At 65.0% G+C, this 23,815-nt stretch carries 20 protein-coding genes and 2 pseudogenes; 14 read left to right on the top strand and 8 right to left on the bottom strand.

Annotation, left to right across the window (positions count from 1 at the left end):
* Positions 1–4: 4 nt before the first annotated feature.
* The 4 genes and pseudogenes from F8237_RS11910 to F8237_RS11895 all read right to left on the bottom strand — a co-directional run bounded on the left by F8237_RS11910 (position 5) and on the right by F8237_RS11895 (position 3,762).
* Positions 5–586, bottom strand: coding sequence for a hypothetical protein (locus tag F8237_RS11910; protein ID WP_151650526.1), 582 nt, complete (start codon positions 584–586; stop codon positions 5–7).
* A gap of 198 nt (positions 587–784) precedes the next feature.
* Positions 785–2,095 (bottom strand): annotated as a pseudogene (locus F8237_RS11905) (tetratricopeptide repeat protein); the annotation flags it as partial.
* Between the two features lie 15 nt (positions 2,096–2,110).
* A complete protein-coding gene (locus F8237_RS11900) occupies positions 2,111–3,121 on the bottom strand; it encodes an aldo/keto reductase (RefSeq protein WP_151644843.1) in 1,011 nt (336 codons plus the stop codon).
* A gap of 215 nt (positions 3,122–3,336) precedes the next feature.
* Positions 3,337–3,762, bottom strand: a complete 426-nt coding sequence (locus F8237_RS11895; RefSeq protein WP_162006005.1) for a PaaI family thioesterase — start codon at positions 3,760–3,762, stop codon at positions 3,337–3,339.
* Between the two features lie 69 nt (positions 3,763–3,831).
* Here F8237_RS11895 and F8237_RS11890 point away from each other — a divergent pair, with 69 nt between their 5' ends.
* Positions 3,832–4,461, top strand: a complete 630-nt coding sequence (locus F8237_RS11890) for an NUDIX hydrolase (RefSeq protein WP_151644839.1) — start codon at positions 3,832–3,834, stop codon at positions 4,459–4,461.
* 56 nt (positions 4,462–4,517) lie between these two features.
* Entirely contained in the window at positions 4,518–5,759 is a 1,242-nt protein-coding gene (locus tag F8237_RS11885) for a hypothetical protein (protein WP_151644837.1), read from the top strand.
* A gap of 176 nt (positions 5,760–5,935) precedes the next feature.
* On the opposite strand, the gene F8237_RS11880 is transcribed toward F8237_RS11885, so the two are convergent.
* Positions 5,936–6,238 (bottom strand): hypothetical protein, encoded by a 303-nt coding sequence (locus F8237_RS11880; protein ID WP_151644835.1) that lies wholly within the window; start codon positions 6,236–6,238, stop codon positions 5,936–5,938.
* A gap of 189 nt (positions 6,239–6,427) precedes the next feature.
* Between F8237_RS11880 and F8237_RS11875 the strand changes: the two genes are divergently transcribed.
* The 6 genes from F8237_RS11875 to F8237_RS11850 all read left to right on the top strand — a co-directional run bounded on the left by F8237_RS11875 (position 6,428) and on the right by F8237_RS11850 (position 13,037).
* On the top strand, positions 6,428–6,907 hold the full coding sequence (locus tag F8237_RS11875) for a hypothetical protein (protein ID WP_151644833.1): 480 nt from the start codon (positions 6,428–6,430) through the stop codon (positions 6,905–6,907).
* A 181-nt stretch (positions 6,908–7,088) separates the two neighbouring features.
* The gene (locus F8237_RS11870) at positions 7,089–8,036 is read left to right on the top strand and encodes a TAXI family TRAP transporter solute-binding subunit (RefSeq protein ID WP_151644831.1); all 948 of its coding nucleotides are present in this window, start codon (positions 7,089–7,091) and stop codon (positions 8,034–8,036) included.
* 158 nt (positions 8,037–8,194) lie between these two features.
* Entirely contained in the window at positions 8,195–10,303 is a 2,109-nt protein-coding gene (locus tag F8237_RS11865; RefSeq protein ID WP_151644829.1) for a TRAP transporter permease, read from the top strand.
* Positions 10,300–10,677, top strand: coding sequence for a DUF1850 domain-containing protein (locus tag F8237_RS11860; protein ID WP_162006003.1), 378 nt, complete (start codon positions 10,300–10,302; stop codon positions 10,675–10,677). Before F8237_RS11865 ends, F8237_RS11860 begins: the two co-directional genes overlap by 4 nt.
* A gap of 169 nt (positions 10,678–10,846) precedes the next feature.
* Positions 10,847–11,872, top strand: a complete 1,026-nt coding sequence (locus F8237_RS11855) for an IS110 family RNA-guided transposase (RefSeq protein WP_151644825.1) — start codon at positions 10,847–10,849, stop codon at positions 11,870–11,872.
* A 358-nt stretch (positions 11,873–12,230) separates the two neighbouring features.
* Positions 12,231–13,037, top strand: coding sequence for an SDR family NAD(P)-dependent oxidoreductase (locus F8237_RS11850; RefSeq protein WP_151644821.1), 807 nt, complete (start codon positions 12,231–12,233; stop codon positions 13,035–13,037).
* A 166-nt stretch (positions 13,038–13,203) separates the two neighbouring features.
* On the opposite strand, the gene F8237_RS11845 is transcribed toward F8237_RS11850, so the two are convergent.
* Positions 13,204–13,974 (bottom strand): hypothetical protein, encoded by a 771-nt coding sequence (locus F8237_RS11845; protein WP_151644819.1) that lies wholly within the window; start codon positions 13,972–13,974, stop codon positions 13,204–13,206.
* Positions 13,975–14,040: 66 nt separating this feature from the next.
* Positions 14,041–15,617, bottom strand: a pseudogene (locus F8237_RS11840) (cation:proton antiporter).
* Between the two features lie 69 nt (positions 15,618–15,686).
* Here F8237_RS11840 and F8237_RS11835 point away from each other — a divergent pair.
* The 5 genes from F8237_RS11835 (at position 15,687) to F8237_RS11810 (ending at position 21,692) form a co-directional block, all read left to right on the top strand.
* Complete coding sequence (locus tag F8237_RS11835) at positions 15,687–16,463, top strand: tetratricopeptide repeat protein (RefSeq protein ID WP_151644817.1); 777 nt, start codon at positions 15,687–15,689, stop codon at positions 16,461–16,463.
* A 163-nt stretch (positions 16,464–16,626) separates the two neighbouring features.
* On the top strand, positions 16,627–18,012 hold the full coding sequence (locus F8237_RS11830) for a tetratricopeptide repeat protein (RefSeq protein WP_151644815.1): 1,386 nt from the start codon (positions 16,627–16,629) through the stop codon (positions 18,010–18,012).
* Between the two features lie 325 nt (positions 18,013–18,337).
* Positions 18,338–20,260: a propionyl-CoA synthetase gene (locus F8237_RS11825; protein WP_151644813.1), complete on the top strand. Its 1,923-nt coding sequence runs from the start codon at positions 18,338–18,340 to the stop codon at positions 20,258–20,260.
* Positions 20,261–20,492: 232 nt separating this feature from the next.
* Positions 20,493–20,762 (top strand): hypothetical protein, encoded by a 270-nt coding sequence (locus F8237_RS11815; RefSeq protein WP_143843067.1) that lies wholly within the window; start codon positions 20,493–20,495, stop codon positions 20,760–20,762.
* A gap of 183 nt (positions 20,763–20,945) precedes the next feature.
* Complete coding sequence (locus F8237_RS11810; RefSeq protein WP_151644811.1) at positions 20,946–21,692, top strand: OmpW/AlkL family protein; 747 nt, start codon at positions 20,946–20,948, stop codon at positions 21,690–21,692.
* 190 nt (positions 21,693–21,882) lie between these two features.
* Here F8237_RS11810 and F8237_RS11805 read toward each other — a convergent pair whose 3' ends face one another.
* Positions 21,883–22,590: a DUF1013 domain-containing protein gene (locus F8237_RS11805; RefSeq protein ID WP_162006002.1), complete on the bottom strand. Its 708-nt coding sequence runs from the start codon at positions 22,588–22,590 to the stop codon at positions 21,883–21,885.
* Positions 22,591–22,843: 253 nt separating this feature from the next.
* Here F8237_RS11805 and ispH point away from each other — a divergent pair, with 253 nt between their 5' ends.
* Complete coding sequence (gene ispH, locus F8237_RS11800; RefSeq protein WP_143843069.1) at positions 22,844–23,812, top strand: 4-hydroxy-3-methylbut-2-enyl diphosphate reductase; 969 nt, start codon at positions 22,844–22,846, stop codon at positions 23,810–23,812.
* The last annotated feature ends 3 nt before the right edge of the window (positions 23,813–23,815 follow it).

Genomic DNA, 23,815 nt, shown 5'->3' with positions numbered 1-23,815 from the left:
AGAGCTACTTGAAAGGATCCTGGATCGACGGTGACGACTGCCTGATGCGGCGCACGCTCACGGGCGTACCGTCGGAGATGAACAGCAGCTCGTAGCTGCGGCCCTCGCTGTCGGTCGCGGAGCAGGTGACGTCGTTGACCTTCTTGGCGGCGAAATTGCCGGTCTGGCGGCAGAGGCCGGTCGAGGTCTGCTCCGCCGGCACCGGCAGGCCGTCGACCTTCGGTCGGTTCTTGGAGTTGAGCAGCATGCGGTCGATCGGCAGTTCGTAGGAATTGTCGTCGGCGCGCTTGCCGTTCTCGCCGGAGAACGAGACGACGTGATTCTCGTCGCTGGGATCGTCGACGGCGACAGCGAAATTGACCCGGCCCTTGTCGCCATGCGCGTAGGCCACAGTCTTGCAGGCGAAGGTGCGCCCCGCGACCTTCAGCGTCTTGCAGTGGCCGGACATCAGCGCCAGCAGGTCGATGTAGGAAGTCTGCGGCGCGGGTGGATTGTTGACCGGGATCGGCGCGGAAGGCTCGGCAAAACAAGGGCTTGCGAGAGCGATCAGGGTGGCGGCCAGAACCGGTCGGCGGAGGCGGCGCATCGTCAGGCTCGTATGCCAGGGGCCACGGAAGCGGGAAAGTTCCGCCCGACAACCATCGAACCGCAAATTGGTTGCGATCCGGTTCGTGCTGCTGCTCCAGCCTGGAATACCACCGTGCCACCCATCGGCGATTCGCCCCCGATCGCCTAACCCGTCCTTAGCAGCCACTTGCCGCCAGACCGATGTTTTTTTCGTGGCAGCGCTAGCCCATCGCCGCCTGCCAGCGCGCAGGGACGGCCGCCGGTGCAGCCGGGCGTCCAGCATCGCACGGGCGCGCGGCAGCTCGCCGCTGCGCATCAGGGCGACGAGATAAGTGTCCTCGATCAGCTCGCGCTGGGCATGGCTACCGCCGATGCGCACGACATCAGCGAGCACAGGCGCGAGCGTTCGCACGCATGCCGCGTAGTCGTCGTCGGCAAAGGCCGCCAGCGCGCGGCAGATCGCCGGCACCACGGGGCCGGCCGGCAGCTTGCCGTCAGCGAGGCGCTGCTCGATCGCGGCAAGGCGCGTGGCGAGCGCTTCGCGATTTTGCGTTGCCGCGGCGAACAGCGCCATGTGGACGTCGGCGAAGGGCAGGCTCGACTTCGGAAACAGTTTTTGCGCGGCGGCATCCGCCGCGCGCCAGAGCGGCTTCGGCACGGCGTGGCCGTAAGCCGACAGACGCCAGAGCAGCGAGGCGCCGTCGGTGATGACGTTCAGTGGCGGCGCCTGGGTCGCCTCTGGCTGAAGCACGTCGGCATAGATCGCAAGCGCCCGCGCGGCGTCGCCATGCTCGAGCGCGCCGAGGGCCTGGTGCCAGCGGATATGGCCGTGCAGGATACCGGCGCGGTCGTAAGTCGGAATCCATTCGTCGACGAGACGATCGGCCGCCTCGATCGAGCCGTCCTCGAACATCGCGTGCAGCACCGCGTGTGCGGCGTGGGCATTCGCCCGGCGCAGGTCGAAGCCGCGTTCGGTGACCGTGCGGCCGCGCGCGACGTCGCCGTTCTCGGTCATGGCCCAGCCGGACATCGTGAGGAACCACCAGTCCTCGCCATAATGCTGCGAGACGCTCGCACAGAGCTCATGCCGCGCGCGGTCGTGATCGGCCATGCCGGAGAAGGCGAACAGGCCGAACGCGCCGAGCGGCAGCGACAGCACCACGGCATCGCGTGGCCATGCGTCGATATGCTTCAGCGTCGCTGCGACCGCCTCCGGCAGCCGTCCCTCGATCGCGAGCGCCAGCGTCTCGACGTGCGAACGCTCGCGCGCGGTGCCGCGCCGGGCGACCAGCTCGCGTGCGACCGCCGCCTTCTGCCGCGCCAGATCACCCTGCTGGTAGAACGCATGCACGCGAGCGCGGGCGATCTGAGGCAGCGCGAAATCCGGATCGGCCGCGATCGCACGCTCCAGCGTCTCCGCCGTGCCGGTCCATCCCGCGAGCATGAGGTCGACCCCCTCGCGATAGGCGCTCCCTGCCTCGTGCGACGCGGTGGTGAGCGGCAGGCCGTAGCGGTCTTCGAATGGCATCGTCGTCTCCCGCCCTCAAGCCGTCCGCGCGCGGCGGCCCTCGATCGGATAGGCCGGGTCGTTGTAGCCGGGCGTCGAGGGATGGCCGGGTACGACCAGCCGGTCGATCAGCGCTTCGTCGTCGGCAGTGAAGCGGTAGTCGAGCGCACTGATGTAGCCGTCCCATTGCTCCTCGGTGCGGGGGCCGGCGACGATCGACGAGACGAAAGCCGAGTTGAGCACCCAGGCGACCGCGAACTGGCCGGCGGTGATGCCCTTCTTCTCGGCATGGGTCTTGATCTCCTGCGCGAGTTGCAGCGATTCCGGCCGCCATTCGGTCTGCATCATGCGGGTGTCGTTGCGGCCCGCGCGGGTCTCCTTGTCGGGCGCTGCGTCCGGCTTGTACTTGCCCGTGAGCACGCCGCGCGCCAGCGGGCTGTAAGGCACGATGCCGAGGCCGTAATAGGAGCACGCCGGAAAATGCTCGACCTCGGGCATGCGGTTCATGGCGTTGTAGTAGGGCTGGCTCACCGCGGGCCGATCGATGCCGAGCCGGTCGCAGATGTTGCAGATCTCGGCGACGCGCCAGGCGCGATAGTTCGAGACGCCGAAATAGCGAACCTTGCCCGCGCGGATCAGGTCGCCCATTGCGCGCACCGTCTCTTCCAGCGGGGTCGCGTGGTCTTCCTTGTGCAGATAGTAGATGTCGATGTGGTCGGTGCCGAGCCGCTTCAGGCTTTCGTCCGCGGCCTGCAACACCCAGCGTCGCGACAGCCCGACGCGGTTCGGGTCCTTGCCCATGGGGTTGGCGAGCTTCGTGGCGAGCACCCAGGCGTTTCGGTTGTTGCCGATGGCGCGGCCGGCGACCTCTTCGGAGCCACCCTTGGAATAGGCGTCCGCGGTATCGATGAAATTGATGCCGGCGTCGAGCGCCTTGGCGATGATCCGCTTTGACGTGGCCTCATCAGTTGGCCCGCCGAACATCATGGTGCCCAGACAGATCGGCGACACTTTCAGGCCGCTGCGGCCGAGCTGGCGGTATTGCATGGGCTAAGTCCTTGGTGCTTCTTCGGGCAACAGCATAGCGATCTCACTCCGTCATTGCGAGCGGAGCGAAGCAATCCAGAGATGGGCACTCTCAACTGTCATCGCCCGGCTTGACCGGGCGATCCAGTATTCCGGGACGTCGGTGATTGAGCGGAGAGGCCGCGGCGTACTGGATTCCCCGCCTTCGCGGGGAATGACAGCGGTGGGTGTGGCGCCTACTCCGGCCCCTTCAAGATCTTGAACACGCCATTGGCCATCACCACGCAGCGGCCGTCCACGTTGATCTCCGTGCTCATGAAGATCAGGCTGCGCGTGGTGCGCACCACGCGGGGGCGGGAGATCAGGATGTCGCCGATCTTGCCGGCTTCGACGAAATGCGTGTCGAGTTGCACGGTCGCCAAATATTCCTTGCCCGAGACGTAGCGTGCAGCCATGCCGCAGGTGCGGTCGGCGAAGGTCATCATCACGCCGCCCTGGACCATGCCGCGGCGATTATGGTGCTTGTCTTCGGTCGCGAGTGCGAATTCGTAGTGGCCGTCGAACTTGCGCTCCCACAAGGGGCCGATCAGATGCAGGAAACCGGTGGTCTCCAGTATAGTCCAGCCGTCTGATTTCAGCCTTGCGGCCGTCTTGTTCGTCATCTCACCGTCCATTCCAGCAGGCGCATCTCTCTCCGCGTTTCATCAGATGCAGTCCTGGTGTAGTCAAGCATCATGAGAGCTTTCGGCGATGCCACCAGACGGAATATCGCAGAGGCCTGTGCGGCCTTCGCACGGCTGCCCGACGCGGCCGAGCCGTCGGCCCTGAAGCGCGCCGCGGTGGTGCTGGCGCTGACTGAATCCAGTGACGGCGACGACACGGCCTTCCTGCTCACCAAGCGTGCTTCACACCTGCGCGCCCATCGCGGCCAGTGGGCGCTGCCGGGCGGGCGTTGCGATGCCGGCGAGACGCCGGTCGAGGCGGCGTTGCGCGAGCTCGACGAGGAGCTCGGCCTCAAGCTCACGACCGATGTGGTGCTCGGCCTGCTCGACGATTATCCGACCCGCTCCGGCTACCTGATCACGCCGGTGGTGGTCTGGGCCGCGGACAGTGCCGCGATCAAGCCCAACCCGGATGAGGTCGCTTCGGTCCACCGCATCGCTCTGGCGACGATCGAGCGCGACGACGCCTTCGATTTCACCGACATCCCCGAAAGCGCGCGCCGCGTGATCCGATTCCATCACCAGATGAGCCTGATCCATGCGCCGACGGCGGCGCTGATCTACCAGTTCCGCGAGGTCCTGGCGGGCCGGCACACCCGCGTCACCGAGCTGGAACAGCCGGTGTTCGCCTGGAAGTGAGGATGGTAAACGGCGCGTTAACGTGACGGTTACCGGATGCCTGCTAAGAGGGCAGCATGCATCGATCGATTCGAAATGGCCTGACAGTACCCTTCGCAGTTCCTCTGGCGCTGGTTCCGCTCGCGCTCCTCTTGCTCGCGCCCGCCGCGCGCGGCGGCGAGGCCGACGCGCTGCCGCCGGCCGTCCGCGATGCCAACGCCCAGCTGCTGTCGCAGTTTTTTGCGCAAGGCGGGGGCGCCTCGCCGGCGGTGCTCGAATATCGCCGCAAGCTGCAGGAATATCAGGCCGCGCGCGCCGCCTTCGACGAGGAGGCCGGAGCCTATTGGAGCCAGATCTCGGAGAAGCGGAAAGGCCGCAATGCCAAGCGGCGCAGCGGGCAGCAGGTGACGCTGGATGATTACGTGCTGGAGCATCCGCCGCTCTACAACGGGCCGAAGCGGCCGGTGAATCCGGAGCCGGAGGAAACGCCTGAAAAGCCCGCCCGAAAGCCCATTCCCGTGGTGGCCGATCTGCTGCGCGCAGCGCAGGAGCTCTATCAGTTCACGCCGCAGCGGCCCGCCTCCGAGCTGGAGTTCAAGCGTGTCTATGCGCGCTACGCGCTCGCCTCGGGATTGACGCGCGAGCAGGCCGTGCGGGTCTATTCGTTCGAGACCGGCGGCACCGGCAGTTATGACGTGCAGGCGGGCATCGAGCATGGCGGCAAGCGCGCGATCTCGACCGCGATGGGCTACAATCAACTGTTGACCACCAACAGCGTCGAGCTGCTCGCCGAGCAGGGCCATGAATTCATTCGCGCGCTCTCCGACAAGATGGCCCGGACCTCAGGCCCGGCCCGCCAGTCGCTCGAGCACAAGCTCGCTGTTCTAAAGAAGATGGTGGCGCATGCGAAGTCGGTGCCCGACACCTGGTCGGAGCACGAGAAGATCGGCAACACCGCGCAAGGCTGGGCCATGCATGCGATGGTGCTCGACATCGACATCGGCCCGATGCTGCAGACCCACAAGCTGCTGACGTCGGTTCTGTTCGCGCGCGCCAAGGGTTACACCCGTCCGCTCACCGCGGCCGAGCTCGAGATGATGAACCTCACCGGCGACGGCACCGGACTCGACATGGTGACGATGCCGCAGGCCATGCGCGAGCAGGTGCCGACCTCGAACTTCTTCCAGCGCGGCGGCTACGAGCGCAATCCGGTCGCGATCCGCCACAACACGGTGGCGAAGCTGCTCGCGATCACGGATACGCGGATGGACAGCAACAGCAACAATGCTGGTGCGAGGGAGCTGGCGGGGGCGTTTTAGGGCGGGCCCTGCCACACCCTCCGCTGTCATGCCCCGGCTTGACCGGGGCATCCAGTACGCCGAGGCCTCTCTATTCAATCACGACGGCCTCTGGAATACTGGATCACCCGCTTTCGCGGGTGATGACACCGAGCGTATAGCGGCGTTGCGCGCCCCCTGAGTCTACAAAGACGGCCTTACTGATCCGACCCGAACTTGAACTTGCCGTCGCCCTCGAGATACGGGCCGCTGCGCATGTAGAGCTGGCCGTTGTGGCCGATGAAGAACAGCGTGCCCTTCGGCACTTTCTTGGCGCCCTTCAGGAGTTCGCCGGCGTTGCTGGTGCCGATCTTGTAGGACAGGGTCTTGCCGTCCTTGTCATAGGCGTAACCCGTGTCGGGCTTGAGCTCCCACGGTGTCGCGGCGGTCTGCGCCAATGCGGGTGCCGCGAACGCGCCCAGCATGGTTACGAGTGCAAATGTCTTTTTTGAAAATGCCATATCCATCCTCCCCGTCATTGGGGTGCTTGAACAAATCACGAACGGCAATTCCGGGTCAATTCGCAAAAGCGCCGCAGCGCATCACGTCCTGCCCATCAGTTTGTGATTTTCCCTTCGCCCCCGCGCGACTATGTTCCGCTTTCCGTCTAAAACGCAATTCGACAAAAATATTGGTGGGGGATGATTCGAATGAGCCATGTCATTAAAGTTTGCTGGACTGCGGCGCTGCTGCTGACGGCGCTGGTGCCGGCCGCCCGGGCCGATGACTACCAGCTCAGCCACAACCAGCGGATTTCGTGCAGCCGCGGCCTGGCTCCGGGCAAGCTGAACACCGCGACCTGCAAGTCCTACACTTATCTGTTCAATACCAAGACCTCGGAATATTTCCGCTGCCAGGTCTCGCTGGCGCTGACTCGCGACAACAAGGAAGTCATCAACGTCCAGACCGACGGCGGCTGCACCAAGAAGCCGCGCATCTTCGAGGCCGACGGCAAGTATGATTTCGACGCGACCGAGACCGAGCCGCCGAACACAAACTCGTTCTTCGGTCCCGGCGGCTATTCGATCTGGGCCGCCGACATGGCTGCGCAGAAGATCCGCGGCTGCATCACCATCTCCTCCGGCCTCGGCTCCGACATCTCCAAGTGCCTGGACATGACGTTCCAGTGACGGCTGGCCGGCGACGGCGCGGCGGCCCATACAATGTCTGCGCCACCTCGCCGCACCCGCCGGGTTCCCAAAAAGTCGAGCCGGATCGGCCGTTTACCGCAGTCCTGTTTTGTCTTTTGGATGGGTTGACCCGCACCTCTCATCCGGCCAACTTCCCCGCCGGTTTGGGGAGTGCAAAATCATGAAACGGACGATTCTCGGCGTGGCCGCGGCTCTTGCTCTGGCGGCGTCGGCACCTTGCGCGCATGCGCAATCTTTCATCAACGTTCTGACCGGGGGCACCTCCGGCGTCTACTATCCGCTCGGGGTCGCGATCGGGAAGATCTACGGCGACAAGATTCCGAACGTGAAGACGCAGGTGCAGGCCACCAAGGCGTCGGTCGAGAACCTGATCCTGCTCCAGCAGGGCCGCGGCGAACTGGCGTTCACGCTGGGCGACTCGCTGAAAGCGGCCTGGGAGGGCGACGAGGAGGCGGGCTTCAAGACCAAGCTCGACAAGCTCAGGACCATCGGCGCGATCTATCCGAACTACATCCAGATCGTCGCGACCGCCGAGTCCGGCATCAAGACGCTCGCGGATCTCAAGGGCAAGAGCCTGTCGGTCGGCGCGCCGAAGTCGGGCACCGAGCTCAATTCCCGCGCGATCCTCGGCGCCGCCGGCATGACCTACAAGGACCTCGGCAAGGTCGAATATCTGCCGTTCGCCGAATCCGTCGACCTCATGAAGAACCGCCAGCTGGGCGCGACCCTGCAATCGGCCGGCCTTGGCGTCGCCTCGCTGAAGGATCTCTCCAGCTCGAGCTCGATCACGGTGGTCGCGGTGCCGAAGGAGACCGTCGACAAGATCGGTCCGCCCTTCATCTCGACGATCATTCCCGCCAACACCTATACCGGCCAGGACAAGGATGTGCCGACCGCGGCCGTGGTCAACTACCTCGTGACCAACTCCACGGTGTCGGACGATCTCGCCTACCAGATGACCAAGCTGATCTACGAGTCGCTGCCGGAATTGCAGAATGCCCATGCCGCGGGCAAGGAGATCAAGCTCGAGACGGCCGCCACCGGCAGCCCGGTTCCGCTGCATCCCGGCGCGATCCGCTATTACAAGGAAAAAGGGCTGATCAAGTAGTCAGGTCCGGATATGAGACGTCATGGCCGGGCTCGTCCCGGCCATCCACGTTCTAAGGCCAGGCGGGAAAGTCCGTGGATGCCCGGGACAAGCCCGGGCATGACGGTCTGGAGACGCTGTGCGATGCTATAAGCGCTGGACGGGTTGGGGACATATCGATGTTGCAGGCAGAGGGCACCGAAGCGCCCATCAAGGTCGAATTCGACAATTTCGAGCACGGCTTTCCGGAAGGCTTCGGCCCGGGCCGGTGGGGCCAACTCGCCTACTGGATCGGCATCGCCTTTGCGACCTTCCAGCTCTATGTCGCCGCCTTCAACTATCTGCCGAGCCAGGTGGTGCGCGGCGTCCATGTCGGCTTCCTGGTCCTGCTCACCTTCGGCCTGATCGCCAACTTCACCGCGAAGAGCGGCGCCGGCCGCGCGCTCGGCTGGGTGATCGGCGGCGCCGGTTTCTTCTGCGGTCTCTATCAGTGGATCTTCTATGCCGATCTGATCGCGCGCGATGGCGATCCGACCAAGCTCGATCTGGCGGTCGGCACGCTGCTCGCTGTGCTGATCTTCGAGGGCACAAGGCGGCTGATGGGCGCGGCGCTGCCGCTGATGTGCGGCGCGTGCCTGCTCTACTGGTTCTTCGGGCAATATCTGCCGTCGCCGCTCAACCACCGTGGCTATGATTTCGACCAGATCGTCACCCATCTGTCGTTCGGCACCGAAGGTTTCTACGGCGTGCCGATCTACGTGTCGGCGACCTACATCTTCCTGTTCATCCTGTTCGGCTCGTTCCTGGAGCGCGCCGGCATGATCCAGCTGTTCACCGACGTCTCGCTCGGCCTGTTCGGCCGCACCCGCGGCGGACCTGCCAAGGTCGCGGTGTTTGCTTCGGGCATGATGGGAACGATCTCCGGCTCGGGCGTCGCCAACGTCGTCACCGTCGGCCAGTTCACGATCCCGCTGATGATCCGGTTCGGCTACCGCCGCGCGTTTGCCGCCGGCGTGGAGGCCACGGCGTCGATGGGCGGACAGATCATGCCGCCGGTGATGGGGGCGGTCGCCTTCATCATGGCGGAGACGCTCGGCGTCCAGTACTCGGAGATCGTCAAGGCGGCGGCGATCCCCGCCATTCTCTATTTTGCGTCCGCCTTCTGGATGGTGCACCTGGAAGCCGGCAAGCACGGTCTCGTCGGCATGAAGCGCTCGGAGATCCCGAGCGCCTGGAAGGCGCTGGTGACGCGCTGGTACCTCGTGCTGCCGCTCGCTGCCCTCGTTTACATGCTGTTCGAAGGTTTCACGCCGCTCTACGCCGGCAGCATGGGTCTCGCGCTGACGGTGGGGCTGATCCTCGGCACCGCCATCACGACGGGCGCTTCCTCGAACGTGATCCGCTACATCTTCTGGATCGGGCTTGCGCTCGTCGTCGCCGCGCTGTCGCGTGACGGCCTGCAGATCGTGCCGGTCGCCAGCGTCGTCGTCGGGCTGATCGTGATCACCGCTTTCATCCGCGGCGGGTTCAAGGCCTTGCGCGATTGTCGCGATGCGCTGGCAGAGAGTGCGAAGTCGGCCATCACCGTTGGCATGGCCTGCGCCATCGTCGGCGTCATCATCGGCATGATGTCGCAGACCGGCGTCGGCACCATCTTCGGCGGCTGGGTGATCGGGCTCGGCGAGAAGAGCCTGTTCCTGGCACTGATCATGACCATGCTGCTGTCGATCCTGCTCGGCACCGGCATTCCGACCATCCCGACCTACATCATCACCGCCGCGCTCGCAGCACCTGCGCTGGCCAAGCTCGGCGTGCCGCTGATCGCCAGCCACATGTTCGCGTTCTACTACGGCATCATGGCCGACCTCTCGCCGCCGGTGGCGCTCGCGGCGCTCGCGGCGGCGCCGATCGCCAAGGAGAACCCGGACAAGATCGGCTGGGAGGCGATGCGCATCGCGCTCGCCGGCTATGTCATCCCCTTCATCTTCGTCTATTCGCCGGCGCTGATGCTGCAGGGCGGCGATCCCATGGCGGCCAGGCTCGGCTTCTACGGCGCGGTGGCGCTGGCGAGCTTCAAGGCGCTGGTGGCGATCGCGCTGTTCGGGATGGTCGCGATCGGCTTCCTGTTCACGCGCATGACACTGGTCGAGCGCGTGGTCGCGCTCGGCGCTGCGATGTGCCTGCTCGGCGACTTCGCCTTCAGCGACACCGCGGGCTTTGTGCTCGCCGCCGCGCTGGTGTTGTGGCAGTGGCGGCAGCGTCCGCCCGCGACCGTCGAGGCGGTGTGAGCCTCTGCTTCGCAACAGCGGCCGGCGTGAAGGCGCTGGCGCTTTCCGCCTTCACGCTGGTGTGGACGCATTCGGTCGCGAAGGTCGACTGGCAGGAAGACTGGCGCGTCACCCCCGCGGGTCTCGAACTGGTGCAGGCCCGCGTCAAGGGCACCGGCCCCGGCATGGAGCCGCCGCCCGAGGCGCGTCTCGTCGACGGCTGGTTTCAATGGCAGCCACAGCGCCCCCCGATGCCGGAGGTGGTGCTGGGCAATTCCGGCGCGGCGGGGGAATGGCGGTTGTGCCATGAGGGCAAGTGCCGGACGTTGTCGGAGATTGTCGGGCATCCCATCGGTGCTAACGTCACGACGATGAAGACTTGCAGAGATCCGTAGATGGGGTAACGGGCCCCGGAGGCCTTCCAGTCAAGCCGCGCTAGCTACGGCGCTATTTTGATTGCGCGCGTCGCGCGGCTTGACTGGAAGGTTTGCGGTCGTCCCTCACATTGATGGTGTAGCGGAGTCGAGGCCTAAGCTTCGCTCCAAGCATCAAGGAGGAACGACCATGGACTACTATGCCGGAATCGACGTGTCATTGGAATGCTCCAGCGTGTGCGTTGTCGACGCGAGCGGAAAGATCGTTCGGGAGGTCAAGGTTGCCAGCGAGCCTGTGGCGCTGATTGGCTGGTTCCGCTCGCTCGGGTTCGAACTCGCCAGGATCGGGCTGGAGGCCGGACCGCTGTCTCAGTGGCTTTATACAGCCATGAAGCACGAGGGCCTCGCGGTCGAGCTCCTGGAAACGCGGCACGTGAGCGATGCCTTCAAGGCGATGCCGGTGAAGTCGGACCGTAACGACGCCCGCAACATCGCGCAATTGATGCGGCTCGGCTGGTTCCGGCCGGTGCATTGCAAGTCGATGAGTGCCCAGGAGACCCGTGCGATGCTGACGGCGCGCAAGCTGATCCAGGCCAAGCTTCAGGACATCGAGAACAGCCTGCGCGGGATCCTGCGCGGCTTCGGATTGAAGGTTGGCAAAACGACGAAGCGCAGTTTTGCGGCACGCATCCGTGAGCTGGTGGCCGGCCATCAGGCCCTCGAGACGATCGCTACTGCGACGCTGGCGGTTCATGCAGTGCTACTGCGCGAGTTCAACGGCTTTGAGAAGCGGGTGCGGGCGATGTCGCTTTTGGATGCCAAAGCCAAGCTGCTGATGTCGACACCGGCCGTGGGACCGATCATCTCGCTGACCTTTGCCAGCGCCATCGATGACCCCTCGCGCTTCAACTCGGCGAAGCGCGCGGGACCGTTGTTCGGCTTGACGCCGAAGAAGTACCAGTCAGGCGAGACCGACTACCGCGGCCGCATCAGTAAAAATGGCGACGCCTCCGTGCGCGAGGCGCTCTATGAAGCCGCCCACATCATCCTGACCAAGCCGATCAAGGGCTGCGCGCCGCTCAAGAGCTGGGCCATGCGGATCGCCAAGCGCGCCGGCATGAACAAGGCCAAGGTAGCGTTAGCACGCAAGCTCGCCGTGATCATGCTGCGCATGCTCAAGGACAACGCACCGTTCAGGACGACTGCCATGGCTTAAAGCAAGAGCACACAGATTCGGGCGGGCATCACACCAGCCTCCCCGAAGCGAAGTCCCTTCGCCGGGACGATGGATCAGGCCAGGCCGTCATCCGGGTTGTCGACGCATCCGTCGATGCGATCACGCTTCCGTAGATTGGCCGACCTGCTCCTCTCTAGAACCCCATCAGGCGACGGCCACCGCGCCGATCCCGTACAGAAGCAGGTTCCCGGCGAGTGGACGACGCAAAAAGGGATTGACTAACCAGGGCCCGTTACAGAAGCCCGGATGGAGCGTAGCGTAATCCGGGAACAGTGGCCCCGGATTGCGCTGCGCTCCATCCGGGCTACAAGAAGAATAACAATAAGGGAGACACGCGATGGATCGGCTCAAGGGCAAGGTAGCGATGGTGGTGGGCGCCGGGTCGATTGGTCCAGGCTGGGGCAATGGCAAGGCGACCGCGGTGTCCTTTGCCCGCGAGGGCGCGCAGGTGTTTTGCGTCGATCGCAACGGCGAGGCTGCAGCGGAGACCGCGAAGATCATCGCCGGCGAAGGCGGCAAGGCGATGGCGTTCACGGCCGACGTCTCGCGCGCAAGCGAGATCGAGGCGATGGTCGCGGCGTGCCTGAAGGCCTATGGCCGCATCGACGTGCTCGACAACAATGTCGGCATCGCCGAGATGGGCAGCGTGGTCGACCTCGCCGAGGAAAGCTGGGACCGCGTCTTCACCGTCAACCTCAAGAGCGCCTATCTCGCCATGAAGCATGTCATCCCCGTGATGGTGAAGCAGGGCGGCGGCTCGATCATCAACATCTCCTCGATCGCCTCGATCCGCCATGTCGGGATTTCCTATGTCAGCTACAACGCCAGCAAGGCAGCGATGAACCAGCTGACGTGCTCCACTGCGGTTGAGTTCGCGAAGAACCATGTGCGGGTGAATGCAATCCTGCCCGGCCTGATGAAGACGCCGATGGTGGAGCACTCGGCGGGGCTTGCCAACAGCTACGCCAAGGGCGACGTCGAAGCGATGTGGCGTGCGCGCGATGCGCAGGTGCCGATGGGCCACATGGGCGAGGCCTGGGACGTCGCCAACGCGGCGCTGTTCCTCGCGTCGGACGAATCGAAATATGTGACGGGGATCGAGCTGGTGGTGGACGGCGGTATCACGTGCAAGGCGGGAGCTTGATGAGACATCAGCGCTGCTCGCCCCGTCATCCTGAGGTGCGAGTAGCGCAGTGCATTTGCACTGCGCTGTGAGCCTCGAAGGATGAGCGGCCGAGATGTAGCAGCTGGGCCGTCGCCCTTCGAGGGCCGCTGAAGAAGCGGCCACCTCAGGGTGACGGATTTAGATGCTACTGCGCCAGCGCCAGAATTCCGCCGGCGAACGAATGCCACGCCGCGGTCTCGCTGACCGGCCAGTTCAACACCTTCACCGCCAGCAGCGCGAGCGTGCCATAGATGTAGACCGGGTGCACGCGGCCTTCGGTGCGCCAGTCGCGCACCATGGCGACGACGAGCAGGAGCGAGGCGACCACGGCCGGCGCGATCGTCACCGGCACCGGCGGCGGGCCGGGTGGTCCGGGAGGCGCGAGGAAGGTGAGAAACCAGCGCGCGATCGCGGCATCGAGGATCGAGACGGCGGCGAGCAGCATCAGCCGCTTGTGGATCTCGGGCCTGCGCTTGTTCAGGATCGCAAGCACGAACACCAACGCGAAGAACGCGATGCCGCTCATCGGTACGATCGAGAAGGCGATGCCTGCGTCGACCTGCCCGAGCGCGGCCGCGTGCTTCATCGACGTCACCGAGGCGAGGAAGCCGAAGATCGTCATCGCGGTGGCGAGCGAGACACCGGCGATGCCGAGCGCGCGGTGATTGACCACGCGGCCCGAGGCCGCGAGCCAGGTCTGGATCACGAAATAGAGAGACCAGGTGAAGAACAAGAATCCGTGAAAATGAATCACGGGGCTCGCGGACAATGTCCGGTTGGCGAGCGGCATCCAATAGGTCGGTGCGAAGCCAAGAAATGCGGTGGCCGCACAGGCCAGGGCCATATGGAGATAAAAATATCGTGCAGGCGACGCATCACGCGCGCGGACACGACGGTCGTCGGTCAATGTCGTCATGAGGGATGAGTCTGGGGAGACGGCATTTGGTTCAAACCCGCCGGTGGAGTTTGCCGCCCCAAAACATCATCCGCCCGCGCTCAATTCGGCGCGATCGAGCTCTTCCTCGAGCCGATGAAACGCGTCGTCGCCGATCACTTCGGTCGCGCGCAGGCCGAAGATCGATTTGCGCGCGGCCTCGATGGCGCGGCGGCGCAGGGGATCGGCGGGCAATTCGCCGCTGGCGATGCCGCCGTTCGGATCGTCGTCCGCCTGCATCAGGACGGCGCGATATTCGAGCCGCAGGAACTCGGCTTCCTCCGACGGGTCGTCCTCGATGGCATCGAGCGCGGCGCGATAGGCGACGGTGCGCGCCCGCGCAACCTCGATCCCGACGGGATCGTCGTCCTTGAGGCCGAACGCCAGGATCAGCGGCCGCAGCGTCAGTCCCTGGATCACCAGTGATCCCAGCACCACCGCGAAGGCGACGAAGACGATGAAGTCGCGATAGGGAAAGTTCTCGGGCAGGGCAAAAGCGGTGGCGAGCGTGACGAGGCCGCGCATGCCGCACCAGGAGATGACGAGGCCGCCCTTGGGCGAGGCAACCGCCTTGGGATCCTTCGGGTGATAGATATCGTGCGCGATCAGCACGCGGAGTACGGTGCGGTAGAAGGTGATCCACAACAGCCGGACCAGGACTACCGTGAGCAGGATCCAGCCTGCCGCCGCGCAATACTCCCAGCGCACATCGGCATCCAGCCGTGTCCAGATCGGGCGCATCTGCATGCCGATCAGCATGAAGGCGAGCACGTTGAGCACGAACACCATCGTCTCCCACACCGCAAAGGACGGTACCCGGAGCCGTGCCGGCATCCGCGCGCCCGCCGTGCGCGCCATGGTGATGGCGTAGACGACGATGGTGAGAATGCCGGAGAGGCCGAGATGCTCGGCGGCGATCCAGACCATGAAGGTGGTGGCGAACTGTACGATGATCGCGCTTGGCGCTTCCTTCACGCGTTCCATGAGCAGCGGGATGATGCGTCCTGCCAGGAAACCTGCGAGGACGCTGCCGACCAGCGCGAGCGCAATCGTCGGCGCGACCTCGCTCCATTTCAAATGCTCCATGACGACCGCGCCGACGGCGATGCGATAGATCAGGAGCGCGCTGGCGTCATTGAGCAGGCTCTCGCCTTCCAGCACCTTCACCATGCGGTGGGGCAGCTTGACTTGGCTCAGGATCGCAACCGCGGCCGCGGCGTCCGGCGGTGCCACGATGGCGCCGAGCGCGATCGCGGCGGCCCAGGGCATGTCAGGCATCATCCGGTGCGCGACGTAGGCGACGCCGACCGTGGTCAGGCCGACCGCGGCCACCACCAGGGTCGAGACCGGAACCCAGTTGTTGCGCAGGTCCCGCAGCGAGGTGTCGAAAGCGGCATCCAGCAGCACCGGTGCGACAAAAAGCGCCAATGCCAGGTTGGGTTCGAGGGTCCAGGACGGGCTGTTCGGCACGAAGGCGATCAGCGCGCCGCCGATGGCGAGAAGGTCGGATAAGGGACCTTGATCCGCCGCGCCAGCGCCGATAATGCAACGGCGCCGAGCAGTAACGCGATGATCCATTCGAATGTCGACACGATAGTCCCCGAAACCGATTTGAGCGACGCCACAGGCTAGCACCAATCCGGCCGTATGATGGATAGTGCGGCCACAAGGCAAGAGCTCCGACTGCAACAAGCATGCGTTTTCAAAATCTCATTCACTTGTCATGTGCCGTGGTGCTCTGCGTGCTTGCGCTGAGCTTGGCCCATGACACGGTTTATGCCGCGACCGGCGGCGAGCCCGCGGCCGTCGCGCAGGTCGACATCGCGCCGTGTCTCGCCGCGACCTCCGTCGACGACATGGACAAGGCCAGTTCCGCCTGCGCGGCGGTGATCGACAACGAGAAGACGGCGAAGGCCGACCTGATCAAGGCGCTGATCGCGCGCGGTGCGCTGCTGGCGCGGCACGACCAGATCGACCGTGCAATCGCCGACGACAGCCGTGCCTTGCAGCTCGATCCTGCGCTTGCCGACATCTTCAATGCCCGCGGCGAACTCTGGCTGAGGAAAGGTGACAAGCCGAAGGCCGTGCAGGATTTCGGCGCGGCGCTGAAGATCGATCCGAACCACGAGAAGGCCAAGGCCAATCACAGGGCGATGGCGCGCGAGCTGGAGCGGATCGGGGCGCAGATGGCGGTGGCCGGCAAGCCCAGCTTCAATTGCCGGAGCGCGGCTCGTGCCGTGGAGAAGGCGATCTGCGGCAATCGCGAGCTCGCCGATCTCGACCGGGAGATATTTGCATCGAATGCGCGCGTGGTCCGGGAAGCGCAAAATGCGGGGGAGGCGAGGGCGCTTCAGCGCGAACAGGACGATTTCATCGCACGCCGCAATGCCGGATATGGGCGGCCCGGCTACGACCTGAAGAAGGCGATGCAGGAACGATTGAAGCGGCTGAATGGGGCGGACGGCTACTAGAGAGTTTTCGAGCGAAGTGGATACTGGTTCGCGTGAAGAAAACGCGTCAAAACAAGAATCCAGAGCGGCGATGTTCGCCTCTCCTCCGTAACAGGCCCGAATTGAACCCGATCCTTGCCCGCCGCGACAATGGTGAAAACCCGACGTCACGGAGCCTTATGCCATGTGCGGTACGCCTCCTTCCGCGCAAACCTCCCCGTTTGCCAAGATCCCGTTTCGCGCCGTCCTGCTCGGCGCGGCGATCAGCCTCGTTCTTGTCGCGCCGGCCTCGGCCGGCGTCGATTGCGTGATGGGCAGCAAGGCTGCTCCCGGCGAGCTGATCCCGGCGTGCAGCGCCGTCATCGATCAGGCCTCAAATCCGTCGTCCGATCGCGCCGCCGCGCTGCTGGTTCGTGCGGACGCCAATGCGCGGACCTCGGGCGGCCTCACGCAGGCGCTGCGGGATATCGACCGCGCCATCGCACTCGACGGCAGGAATGCAAAGGCCTGGCGCCTGCGCGGTGACCTCTTGCGCGAGGCCGGCGGCGATCTCAGCCGCGCCGCGGCGGATCTCAGCAAGGCGATCGAGCTCGACCCGCAGGATGCCGAGTCCTACGAGCTGCGCGGGGTCGTCTACACCAATCAGCGCCGGCTCGACCGCGCACTCGCCGATTACGACCAGGCGATCAAGCTGAAGCCGGATGATGCGCAGGCCTGGTCCGACCGCGGCGTGACCTATTATCTCGGCGGCGACAACGAGAAGGCGGTCCGCGATCTCAGCGAGGCGCTGCGGCTCGATCCAAACCGGCCGCGCAGCTACACCAATCGCGGCGCCGCCTACAAGAAGCTCGGCCAGCTCGACAAGGCGGTCGCTGATGACGGTGAGGCGATCAGGCTCGATCCGAAGGTGCCCGAATATTACGACAATCGCGGCCTGTCGCTGGCCGCGATGGGCGAGTACGATAAGGCGATTGCCGACTACGATCAGGCCCTGCGGCTGGCGCCGCGGCCGAACTTCTTCACCAACCGCGGCGATTCCTACCATCTCAAGGGCGAGCTTGGCGCAGCGCTCGGCGACTACGAAGCGGCGCTGAAGCTCGATCCGAATTTCGCGCAGACCTACAACAACCGCGCCGTGCTCTACAAGAAGATGGGCGAGCGCAGGAAGGCGCTGGCCGACTACGAGACGGCGCTGCGGCTCGACCCCGGCAACGACAACGCCGCCAACGGCCGCCGCGCCATGATCGCGGAGATCGCGAAATTCGGCGCTGAGCCGCTGCGTCCGCTGGATGCCGTTTCCGGCAGCGGACCGTCGTTCGATTGCGCTACCGCCCGGCGCGAGGTCGAGAAAGTCATCTGCGCCGATCCGCAACTCGGGGTGCTCGATCGCCAGATCGCCGAGACCTACGAGCGCGTGTTGAAGAGCGCGAGCAAGCGCTCGGCTGGCGACCTGCGCAAGACCCAGCGCGATTTCCTCACGACACGGAACGCCAGCTTCGGCCGGCCGGGCTATGATCTGAGGAAGGTGATGCAGGATCGGTTGCAGCGGCTGAATGCGCTGGAGAGCTAGGCTGGTTTCTTCGCCTCTCCCCGCAGGCGGGGAGAGGCCGGAATTTGCGAGAGCAAATTCCGGGTGAGGGGGACTCTCCGCGAGTCCAGATCTCACCGCATTCGCAGAGACGGCCCCTCACCCAGCCCTCTCAGCGCGAGCGAAGCTCGTCGCGCCCCCGTAAGAACGGGGAGAGGGAGAAGATACGTCCTTTTCGGCTTGAACCGCAGCCCGTTCCCGGGAAAATACCCCCCAAACAAGGCTGGCACTTGATCCGGGTCATGGCGGGATGCCTGTCCTGCCGTCAGGTCAAGGCTAGGCAAATAAGCAAAACGGGAGCGCTTGCATGAACGTCCGGGGAAACGCCGACGGTAAGAGTCTCTATCACGAGGTCCACGCGCGCTCGCTGGCCGATCCGGAAGGGTTTTGGGCCGAGGCGGCCAGGGAGATCGACTGGATCGAGCCGGCGAAGAAGGTCTTCGATGCCGCGCAGGGCGTCTACGGTCGCTGGTTCACGGGCGGCGTGGTCAACACCTGCTACAACGCGCTCGACCGCCACGTCGAACGCGGCCGCGCCGACCAGGTCGCGCTGATCCATGACTCGCCGCTGACCAATTCAGTCACCAAATTGACCTATGCCGAACTGCTGGCCGAGGTGCAGGCGCTTGGCGCTATCATGCAGGATTTCGGCGTCGCCAAGGGCGACCGCGTCGTCCTCTACATGCCGATGGTGCCGGAAGCCGTGGTCGCGATGCTCGCCTGCGCGCGCATCGGCGCGGTGCATTCCGTGGTGTTCGGCGGCTTTGCCGCCAAGGAGCTCGCCACCCGCATCGACGATGCCCAGCCGAAACTGATCCTGTCCGCGAGTTGCGGCATCGAGCCCGGTCGTATCGTGCAGTACAAGCCGCTGCTCGATGAGGCGATCAAGCTCGCGAGCGTGAAGCCGAAGGCCTGCATCGTGCTGCAGCGTCCGCAGCTCGTCTGCGACCTCTCGCCCGGCCGCGATTATGATTGGGCGAGCCTGCGCCGCAAGGCGATGAACGACGGCAAGAAGGCCCCTTGCGTGCCGGTCGCGGCCACCGATCCGCTCTACATCCTCTACACCTCGGGCACGACGGGCATCCCCAAGGGCGTCGTGCGCGACAATGGCGGCCACCTGGTCGCGGTGAAATGGTCGATGTTCAACCTCTATGGCGTCAAGCCGGGGGAGGTCTGGTGGTGCGGCTCCGACATCGGCTGGGTGGTCGGGCACAGCTACATCGTCTACGGCCCGCTGCTGCACGGTGCGACCTCGATCATGTACGAGGGCAAGCCGGTCGGAACGCCCGACGCTGGCGCGTTCTGGCGCGTGATCAGCGAGCACAAGGCGGTCGCCTTGTTCACCGCGCCGACCGCGTTCCGCGCGATCCGGAAAGAGGATCCGGAAGGACAATTCATCCGGCAGTACGACCTGTCGAAACTCCGCACGCTGTTCCTCGCCGGCGAGCGAGCCGATCCGCCGACGGTGGAATGGGCGGAGCAGCAGTTGAAGGTGCCGGTGATCGACCATTGGTGGCAGACCGAGACTGGCTGGTGCATCGCCGGTAATCCGGTGGGCCTGGGCCAGCTTCCGGTCAAGCACGGCTCGCCGACGGTGCCGATGCCGGGATACCAGGTCGATGTGGTGGATGAGGCGGCCAAGCCCGTCGGCCCGAACACCATGGGCTCGATCGTCATCAAGCTGCCGATGCCGCCGGGCTGCCTGCCCACGCTGTGGAATCAGGACGAGCGCTTCAGGGAAGCCTATCTGAGCGAATTCCCCGGCTACTACAAAACGTCGGACGCCGGCTACAAGGACGAGGACGGCTATGTCTTCGTCATGGGCCGCACCGACGACATCATCAACGTCGCCGGCCATCGTCTCTCCACCGGCGGCATGGAGGAGATTCTGGCCTCGCATCCCGATGTCGCCGAGTGCGCCGTGCTCGGCGTGAAGGATGCCATCAAGGGCGAGGTGCCCTGCGGCTTCCTGGTGCTCAAGGCGGGCGTGAAGCGTGCTCCCGCCTTGATCGAGAAGGAGATCGTCGCGCTTGTGCGCGACAAGCTCGGCCCCGTCGCCGCCTTCAAGCTCGCCATCACCGTCGGCCGCCTGCCCAAGACCCGCTCCGGAAAGATCCTGCGCGGCACCATCAAGAAGATCGCCGACGGCGAGACCTGGACCATGCCGGCCACGATCGAGGACCCCAAGGCGCTGGACGAGATCGGCGATGCGCTGAAGGGGCGGGTGTGAGGCGAGGCGTCAACCCGAGGCGGTGCGACGACGCCTCTCCGACCTCAGCCGTCGTCACCCGCGAAGGCGGGTGATCCAGTACTCCGCGGCCGCAGTTGTGTGACCCAGTGGCCGCCGCGGAGTACTGGATTCCTCGCCTTCGCGGGGAATGACAGCGAGCGGGGAACGGTGTCCAGGGACTTACAATCTCCTCATTCCGCGCTAAACAGAGGCCGCCAACAAGGGACCTCCTATGCCACTCGCCTCCGCGCCGCGCCTGCTCGCAGTCGCAGCTCTCGCCATCGCTCTCTCCGCCTGCTCCGCGCGCTACCAGACGCCGGTGGCGATGGGCGGTGACGATGACGACGCGGTGTGCCAGAGCCGCGGCTATGCGCAGGGGACGCCCGAATACGTGGCTTGCCGCAAGGATCGTGACGTCCAGCGCAATGCCGCCACTGCCCGTGCCGACCGCCGCCAGCGCGATCTCGGCGAGTACATGCTGAACCATCCCGAGCGGCCGTGACGCCGACGACGGGGTATTATCCTGCGCATTCGTTCCGGTGTCTCGTGACACATCTGCAACGCCGCGGCCAAATCGTGTCGCGTCATCCCTGATTTGATCGGCGTCAAATCCCTCATCGCCCCCTTTCTGCTCTGACGCTGATGTTGCGCAACGACGCGCGAGAGATGGCTGAAGGGGAATGCAATGAACGGAACGATAAGAAACCTGGCGCGGCTTGCGACGGTTGGCGCGATGCTCGCTGGCACTTTTGCCGCGGCGCAGGCTGCCGATTTGCCGGTCTACAAGAAGGCGCCGCCGCCGGTTGAGAGCTTCAATCCATGGATGGTGCGTCTGCGCGTGCTCGGCGTGTTGCCGGATGCAGGTGGTTCGACCGTCAGTGTCGCGGGCGTGCCCTCGCTGTCGTCGCCGAATTCGGGCCTGTCGATCAGCGACCAGGTCGTGCCCGAGCTCGACATCAGCTATTTCTTCACCAAGAACATCGCGGCCGAATTGATCCTCGGCGTGACGCGGCATTCGATCAGCGGCACCGGCTCGCTCGCGAACCTGCCGATCGGCAAGACGACGCTGCTGCCGCCGACGCTGACCCTGCAATATCACTTCGACAATTTCGGTGCGTTCAAGCCGTATATCGGCGCTGGCGTGAACTACACGGTGTTCTTCAACAACTCCGCCGCCAATTCGCCGGCCGCCATCGTCGGGCCGCCCGCGATCGTCGCCACCACCACCAATCTGCATGTCAGCAACGCCTGGGGCGGCGCCGTGCAGTTCGGCTTCGACTACATGATCGACCGGCACTGGGGTCTCAACGTCGACGTCAAGAAGCTCTGGCTGCGTCCGGACTACAGCGCGACCGTCAGCGGCCTTCCGGTCACCGGCACTGCGCATATCGATCCGTGGCTGGTCGGCGCGGGTGTCACGTATAAGTTCTGACGGAGTCGCGGAGTTAGGGAGGCGCATTGCCTCAGTACCGAACGACGAGTCTTCGCCAAATTGCTCCCTGGTGGTTATGGGTCCCCGCCTTCGCGGGGACGACACCGTGGGTGTGCTGACCCAAAACAAAACGCGGCGGGTTATCCCGCCGCGTTTCATTTGCATGCGATAGCAAACTGGAAGAGGAGCCTTACTCGTCCTCGTCCTCGTCCTCGTCCTCGTGCTTCTTGCCGCCGAGCGTCTTGAGCTTGGCGAACACGGCGTCGACGTTGAGGTCGTCGCTCGAGCGCTCGGCCGGCTCGTACTCATCCTTCTTGGTGGTCTCGGAGGCCGGCAGCAGGGTCGCGCCGCCATAGGCCGTGTCGATCGGCTTCTCTTTGGCCGCGCGCGCGACTTCGAAATCGAGCTCGATCTGCGAGCAGAGGCCGAGGGTGACCGGGTCGATCGGGGTCAGCTGCGAGGTGTTCCAGTGGGTGCGGTCGCGCACGCTGGCGATCGTGCTCTTGGTGGTGCCGACCAGACGCATGACCTGGGCGTCCTTGAGCTCCGGGTGGCTGCGCAGCAGCCAGAGGATGGCGCTCGGGCGCTCGTGGCGGCGCGACACCGGGGTGTAACGCGGGCCCTTGCGCTTGGGCTGGGGCGGCAGCACCACCTTGCTCTCCTGCAGGCGGAGCCGGTAGTCAGGGTTCTTCTCGCCCTTCTCGATCTCCTCGCGGGTCAGCTGGCCGTTCGAGAGGGGGTCCATGCCCTTGATGCCCTGGGCGGCGTCGCCGTCGGCGATCGCGCGCACCTCGAGGGGGTGCATCTTGGTGAAGTCGGCGACCTGGTCGAAGGTCAGCGCGGTGTTGTCGAGCAGCCAGACGGCGGTCGCCTTGGGCATCAGAGGTGCGTTGCTCATGGCAAATCTCCTTTGTGCTTCGCCCACCCCTCTGGAGGCGAAGCCGGTGGTCATCAGCGATGACTGGGAATTCGCGCTATATAAGCCCGGAGGGGGTAGCCACGCAATGGTTCTGCTATAGATAGTGCCTTGACAGCGCCCGAAAGGGAGCCCAATTCCCTCTGAAGTCGCTGTAAGCCCGTACCTAAGCCCTATTCATCCCAAGGCCGCTTCCCGCCCATTTGGCGAGGTGATTCGGTTCCGAGATCGCTCAATGTCAGCCAAACCAGACCTCAAGATCGTGCTTTGTTCTCCCCGCGGCTTCTGCGCCGGGGTGGTCCGGGCGATCGACACCGTGGAACGGGCGCTCGATAAATACGGCGCCCCCGTCTATGTTCGCCATGAGATTGTGCACAACAAATACGTCGTCGACGGGTTGAAGAAGAAGGGCGCGATCTTCGTCGAGGAGCTCGCCGAGATCCCGGAAAATACCACCGCTCCGGTGGTGTTCTCGGCCCATGGCGTGCCGAAGTCCGTCCCGGCCGACGCCTCGTCCCGCAACCTGTTTTCGCTGGATGCGACCTGCCCGCTGGTGACCAAGGTGCACCGCGAGGCCGCCATCCATTTCAAGCGTGGCCGCGAGATCTTCCTGATCGGTCACTCCCATCACCCCGAGGTGGTCGGCACGCTCGGCCAGCTTCCGGTCGGCGCCGTGACCCTGATCGAGACCGCCGAGGACGCCAAGACGATCTCGCCGAAGGATCCGAACAACCTCGCCTTCGTGACCCAGACCACGCTGTCGATCGACGACACCGCGGAGATCGTGGCGCTGCTCAAGGAGCGCTTCCCGAACATCAACGGGCCACACAAGGAAGACATCTGCTACGCCACCACCAACCGCCAGCTCGCGGTGAAGAAGGTTGCTCCGGTGGTGGACGCTCTCATTGTTGTTGGTGCCCCCAATTCGTCGAACTCGCAGCGCCTGCGCGAGGTCGCCGAGCGCGAGGGCTGCAAGATCGCGGTGCTGGCGCAGCGGGCCGCCGACCTCGACTGGGAGCGGTTCAGCAACATCTCGAGCCTCGGCATCACCGCGGGCGCATCGGCGCCGGAAGTGATCGTCGAGGAGATCATGGACGCGTTCGCCGAGCGCTACACGCTGCACGTGGAGACGGTCTCGGCCGCTGAAGAGAACGAGTTCTTCCCGCTGCCGCGCCAGGTGCGCCCCGAAGCTGCCGCCGAGTAAATC

It is taken from the genome of Bradyrhizobium betae, from assembly GCF_008932115.1.
In the GTDB taxonomy this organism is placed as follows: domain Bacteria; phylum Pseudomonadota; class Alphaproteobacteria; order Rhizobiales; family Xanthobacteraceae; genus Bradyrhizobium; species Bradyrhizobium betae.
The sequence above is the reverse complement of the archived record's forward strand: the minus strand, read 5'-3'. Positions and strand labels throughout refer to the sequence as shown.

Bases quoted from the DNA above. Each gene is read 5' to 3' on its own strand.
- F8237_RS11855 (WP_151644825.1), top strand. From the start codon at position 10,847: ATGGACTACTATGCCGGAATCGACGTGTCATTGGAATGCTCCAGCGTG.
- ispH (WP_143843069.1), top strand. From the start codon at position 22,844: ATGTCAGCCAAACCAGACCTCAAGATCGTGCTTTGTTCTCCCCGCGGC.
- F8237_RS11900 (WP_151644843.1), bottom strand. From the start codon at position 3,121: ATGCAATACCGCCAGCTCGGCCGCAGCGGCCTGAAAGTGTCGCCGATC.
- F8237_RS11885 (WP_151644837.1), top strand. From the start codon at position 4,518: ATGCATCGATCGATTCGAAATGGCCTGACAGTACCCTTCGCAGTTCCT.
- F8237_RS11845 (WP_151644819.1), bottom strand. From the start codon at position 13,974: ATGACGACATTGACCGACGACCGTCGTGTCCGCGCGCGTGATGCGTCG.
- F8237_RS11865 (WP_151644829.1), top strand. From the start codon at position 8,195: ATGTTGCAGGCAGAGGGCACCGAAGCGCCCATCAAGGTCGAATTCGAC.
- F8237_RS11830 (WP_151644815.1), top strand. From the start codon at position 16,627: ATGTGCGGTACGCCTCCTTCCGCGCAAACCTCCCCGTTTGCCAAGATC.
- F8237_RS11810 (WP_151644811.1), top strand. From the start codon at position 20,946: ATGAACGGAACGATAAGAAACCTGGCGCGGCTTGCGACGGTTGGCGCG.
- F8237_RS11895 (WP_162006005.1), bottom strand. From the start codon at position 3,762: ATGACGAACAAGACGGCCGCAAGGCTGAAATCAGACGGCTGGACTATA.
- F8237_RS11870 (WP_151644831.1), top strand. From the start codon at position 7,089: ATGAAACGGACGATTCTCGGCGTGGCCGCGGCTCTTGCTCTGGCGGCG.
- F8237_RS11875 (WP_151644833.1), top strand. From the start codon at position 6,428: ATGAGCCATGTCATTAAAGTTTGCTGGACTGCGGCGCTGCTGCTGACG.
- F8237_RS11880 (WP_151644835.1), bottom strand. From the start codon at position 6,238: ATGGCATTTTCAAAAAAGACATTTGCACTCGTAACCATGCTGGGCGCG.
- F8237_RS11850 (WP_151644821.1), top strand. From the start codon at position 12,231: ATGGATCGGCTCAAGGGCAAGGTAGCGATGGTGGTGGGCGCCGGGTCG.
- F8237_RS11835 (WP_151644817.1), top strand. From the start codon at position 15,687: ATGCGTTTTCAAAATCTCATTCACTTGTCATGTGCCGTGGTGCTCTGC.
- F8237_RS11815 (WP_143843067.1), top strand. From the start codon at position 20,493: ATGCCACTCGCCTCCGCGCCGCGCCTGCTCGCAGTCGCAGCTCTCGCC.
- F8237_RS11805 (WP_162006002.1), bottom strand. From the start codon at position 22,590: ATGAGCAACGCACCTCTGATGCCCAAGGCGACCGCCGTCTGGCTGCTC.
- F8237_RS11825 (WP_151644813.1), top strand. From the start codon at position 18,338: ATGAACGTCCGGGGAAACGCCGACGGTAAGAGTCTCTATCACGAGGTC.
- F8237_RS11910 (WP_151650526.1), bottom strand. From the start codon at position 586: ATGCGCCGCCTCCGCCGACCGGTTCTGGCCGCCACCCTGATCGCTCTC.